The 4248-nt window shown below is 70.3% G+C and carries 5 protein-coding genes; 3 read left to right on the top strand and 2 right to left on the bottom strand.

The annotated features are described in order from the left end of the window. Both pdxY and DI573_RS14290 read right to left on the bottom strand, forming a co-directional pair. Positions 1-790 (bottom strand): pyridoxal kinase PdxY (gene pdxY, locus DI573_RS14295; RefSeq protein WP_292815710.1); only part of this gene is annotated, 790 nt, incomplete at its 3' end. Positions 791-797: 7 nt separating this feature from the next. Beyond that, a complete protein-coding gene (locus DI573_RS14290) occupies positions 798-2183 on the bottom strand; it encodes an aminotransferase class I/II-fold pyridoxal phosphate-dependent enzyme (protein WP_292815707.1) in 1386 nt (461 codons plus the stop codon). 76 nt (positions 2184-2259) lie between these two features. Here DI573_RS14290 and pdxS point away from each other — a divergent pair, with 76 nt between their 5' ends. The 3 genes from pdxS to DI573_RS14275 all read left to right on the top strand — a co-directional run. Continuing rightward, positions 2260-3150, top strand: a complete 891-nt coding sequence (gene pdxS, locus DI573_RS14285) for a pyridoxal 5'-phosphate synthase lyase subunit PdxS (RefSeq protein ID WP_292815705.1) — start codon at positions 2260-2262, stop codon at positions 3148-3150. 108 nt (positions 3151-3258) lie between these two features. Continuing rightward, positions 3259-3852 (top strand): pyridoxal 5'-phosphate synthase glutaminase subunit PdxT, encoded by a 594-nt coding sequence (pdxT, locus tag DI573_RS14280; RefSeq protein ID WP_292815702.1) that lies wholly within the window; start codon positions 3259-3261, stop codon positions 3850-3852. Positions 3853-3979: 127 nt separating this feature from the next. Beyond that, the coding region (locus DI573_RS14275; protein ID WP_292815698.1) for a DUF1697 domain-containing protein at positions 3980-4248 on the top strand (269 nt) is incomplete at its 3' end.

Raw genomic sequence — 4248 nt, 5'->3', positions numbered from 1 at the left:
CGAGCTTGAGTTCGCGCTCACCCGAGTCATGCGTCGTCTGCAGCAGGTCGAACACGCTCGAAGCCGCGCGCGAGAGCGCGAGGGCAGCATCCCCCGTCTGTTGCAGGTGCGCGGTGAAGAGCGCGGCCGTGACGTCTCCCGATCCGTTCGCCTTCATCGGGATGCGGGGTGTCTGCACGATCCAGGCGCCGTCATCGGTCACAGCGAGCATCTCGATCGTGCCGTCGGGCGCCTCCGGCTGCAGCACGCTCGTCACGAGAACGGTCGAGGGTCCCATCTCGCGTGCCAGGTCGGCCGAGACGAGTGTGGAGTCGAGGTCTCCGGGTTCGGTGCCGGTCAGGAACCCCAGCTCGAACTGATTCGGCGTGATGATGTCGGCCGCGGGCACGACGCGGTCCCGCAGCAGCACCGGGATCGCCGGGGCCACGAAGCACCCCGAGACGGCGTTGCCCATGACGGGGTCGCAGGCGTACACCGCGTCGGGATTGGCGGCCTTGACCCGTGCGACGGCATCGAGCACCACATCCGCGATGCCCTCTCCGCCCTGATACCCCGACAGCACGACATCGATCTCGGGCAGCACGCCGCGCTCTTCGATGCCCGTGATGACCGCGCGCACGTCCTCCGGGGAGATGAGCGGCCCACGCCACACGCCGTAGCCCGTGTGATTCGAGAAGTTGACCGTGTAGACGGGCAGGACGTCGACGCCGATGCGCTGCAGGGGGAAGACAGCCGCGGAATTGCCGACGTGGCCGTACGCGACGGCGGATTGGATGGAGAGCACCTTCACCGCTCGATCATCCCACTCCCGACGATGCCGGCGCCGCGGTGACCGGTGCATCGTGCGCGGCCACGCGGTCGGCGACGACCGTCGCGATATCCGACGCGAGGCGCGCGGCGTCGGTGTCGCCGAGGTCGTGCACCGTCAGCCGCAGGCAGGAGGCGGCGGCGGGATCGGCGAGGACGAACTCGTCCCCGGTGCGTACCGCCCATCCGCGGTCGGCGAGGCGGGCGGCGACCCCGCGCGCCGTCACCGGCAGGCGGACCCAGAGATTGAGGCCGTCACCCGCCGTCGCCTCGATGCCGCGCGCGCGCAGGTGCGCCGCGAACGCGGTATTGCGGTCGGCGTAGTGCGTTGCGGCGCGGGCGATGACCGCCAGCGCATCGGGATCGGTGACGAGGGTGAGCACGAGGCGCTGGAGGAGGTGGCTCACCCACGTGGTGCCGGGGCTCAACCGCAGCGCGAGGCGTTCGGCGGTTTCGGGATCGGAGGCGGTGATCGCCAGGCACATGTCGGGACCCAGGAACTTCGAGACCGAGCGCACGCGAGCCCACCGCCGGTGGCCCGCTCCGATGACGGAGTGCGCCGGCCGCGTCGAGAGCAGCGAGAAATGGTCGTCCTCGATCACGAGCACCCAGGGATGGTCGGCCAGCACGGCGCGCAGATCTGCGGCGCGACGTGCCGACAGGCTCGCCCCCGTCGGGTTCTGGGCGCGCGGCGTGCAGACCACCGCGCGCACACCGGCGTCGAGCGCCGCTCGAAGCCCGGCGACGGTCATCCCCTCGGCGTCGACGGGCACGGGGATCGCGCGGTAACCGCCGAGACGGACGGTGTGGATGCTGGCGAGGAAGCAGGGATCTTCTAGCGCCACGGCGTCGTCGCGCACGAGCGCCTGAGCGAGCAGACGCTCGACCGCGTCGACCGCGCCGCTGGTGATGGTCAGTCGCAACGACTCCGCGTCGGGTGCGTCGGTCGACATCCAGTCGCGTGCCCAGGCCTCGAGGCCCGGATCGATCACCGGCTCGCCGTACAGCACGGGTCGACCGGCCATCGCGGCGAGCGCCCAGGAAGGATCGGGGATCAGCGTGGGGTCCGGATTGCCGGTGCCGACATCGGTCAGGCGTCCCGATGCCGCATACCCGTCCTGCGCGACGCGGGTGTTGCCTGCGACGCGCGTGCCCCCGCGTCCGTGCGCGGCGACGAGGCCTGTCTGGGCGAGCTGGCGATAGGCCGCGACGACTGTGTTGCGGTTGACGCCGAGGTCGTCGGCCAGCGTGCGCACCGGCGGCAGCGCGTCGCCCGGGCCGAGCGCGGCGCGTTCGATCAGCATCCGGATGTTGTCGGCGATCTCTGCTGCAGAGGCGCCGCTGATGCCGGGGGTGGGCCGTCTCGTCTTTGCCATGTCACACTCCGTCTCACCGCTGGGGGCGGGTAGAGCCCCATGCTATCTTTTGGCCTAGGCCAAAGAAGGAGCCCCCATGTCCTCTTCCACCACAGGATCATCGCGCGTCAAGCGCGGCCTCGCCGAGATGCTCAAGGGCGGTGTCATCATGGACGTCGTCACCGTCGAGCAGGCGAAGATCGCCGAGGATGCGGGAGCGGTCGCCGTCATGGCGCTCGAACGCGTGCCCGCCGACATCCGGGCGCAGGGGGGCGTATCGCGCATGAGCGACCCCGACATGATCGACGGCATCATCGCGGCGGTCTCGATCCCGGTGATGGCCAAGGCGCGCATCGGCCACTTCGTCGAAGCGCAGGTGCTGCAGGAGCTCGGTGTCGACTACATCGACGAGTCCGAGGTGCTCTCGCCCGCCGACTACGTCAACCACATCGACAAGTGGGGCTTCACCGTGCCCTTCGTGTGCGGGGCCACCAACCTCGGCGAGGCGCTGCGGCGCATCAACGAGGGCGCCGCGATGATCCGCTCCAAGGGTGAGGCGGGCACGGGGGACGTATCGGAGGCGACGAAGCACATCCGCACGATCACGGCCGAGATCAATCGCCTTCGCTCCATGACGAAGGACGAGCTCTACGTCGCGGCGAAGGATCTGCAGGCCCCGTACGACCTCGTCGTCGAGGTCGCCGAGACCGGGAAGCTCCCCGTCGTCCTCTTCACGGCCGGCGGCGTGGCGACCCCCGCGGATGCGGCGATGATGATGCAGCTGGGCGCCGACGGGGTCTTCGTCGGCTCGGGGATCTTCAAGTCGGGCAACCCGGCCGAGCGTGCCGCCGCCGTCGTCAAGGCGACGACGTTCTACGACGACGCCAAGGTCATCGCCGACGTCTCGCGCGGCCTCGGCGAGGCCATGGTCGGCATCAACGTCGCCGATCTGCCCGCGCCCCATCGCCTCGCCGAGCGCGGCTGGTAGGCATGGGACGACGTTTGTCGGATCGGCGGGGCGGGTGGTGACCGACGTGGCGCGTGTGGTGGTTCGGGCGCCGACCGTCGTGCAGACGACAGAGCCGGCGGGCGTCAGGTGGTGAGCCCCCGCGTCGGTGTGCTCGCGATCCAGGGAGACGTGCGCGAGCACGTCCGCGTGCTGACCGATCTTGGCGCCGCCGCGACCGCCGTGCGTCGCCCGGAGGAGCTCGCCCGCGTCGACGGTCTCGTCATCCCCGGCGGCGAATCGAGCGTCATCGACAAGCTGTCCCGGGCGTTCGGCATGCAGCATCCCGTCCGCGAAGCGATCGCCCGGGGCATGCCGATGTACGGCACCTGCGCGGGCCTGATCCTGCTCGCCGACCGCATCACCGACGCGATCGCGGGGCAGCAGAGTTTCGGCGGACTCGATGTCACCGTCAGGCGCAATGCCTTCGGCAGCCAGGTCGATTCGTTCGAGACCGACCTCGACGTGCCGGTGCTCGGCGCACCGCCCGTGCACGCCGTCTTCATCCGCGCCCCGCTCGTCGAGCAGGTGGGTCCCGATGTCGAGACCCTCGCGGCCCTGGATGACGGGAGGATCGTCGCCGTGCGCCAGGGCGCGCTGATGGGCACCAGCTTCCATCCCGAGGTGACGGGCGAGACCCGCTTCCACGCGCTGTTCCTCGACACGGTGCGGGCGGCATCCTGATGCGCCGGCGACAGGAGATGCGCCGGATGCAGGAAGATCGGGGCGGGATCCTCCTGTGCTCGCCGGATCTCCTGTTCCGGCGACGCGGCCTGAGTCCGATGTCGGGGCCCTGTGTGAGGGTGACGACGTGACCGAATGGGTGGCGCTGCTGCGCGGGGTGAATGTCGGCGGCGTCACGATCCGGAGCGCGGAGCTTCGCGACGTGCTCTCGGGCCTCGGCCTGACCGACGTGCGCACGTTTCTCGCGAGCGGCAACACAGCGTTCCGGTCGACACGATCGCACGGCGACCTCAAGCCCGCGATCGAGGCGGCGCTGCGCAACCGGTTCGACTACGACGCGTGGATCGTGCTGGTCACCCGGGAGGAGATCGAGACGGCTGTCGCATCCTTCCCCTT

The sequence above is a fragment of the Microbacterium sp. genome (assembly GCF_003248605.1).
In the GTDB taxonomy this organism is placed as follows: Bacteria; Actinomycetota; Actinomycetes; order Actinomycetales; family Microbacteriaceae; genus Microbacterium.
This window is presented reverse-complemented; position numbering and strand designations above follow the sequence as displayed.

What these genes read in the sequence shown, in the direction of transcription:
- pdxS (WP_292815705.1), top strand. Translation starts at nt 2,260, where the DNA reads ATGTCCTCTTCCACCACAGGATCATCGCGCGTCAAGCGCGGCCTCGCC.
- DI573_RS14290 (WP_292815707.1), bottom strand. Translation starts at nt 2,183, where the DNA reads ATGGCAAAGACGAGACGGCCCACCCCCGGCATCAGCGGCGCCTCTGCA.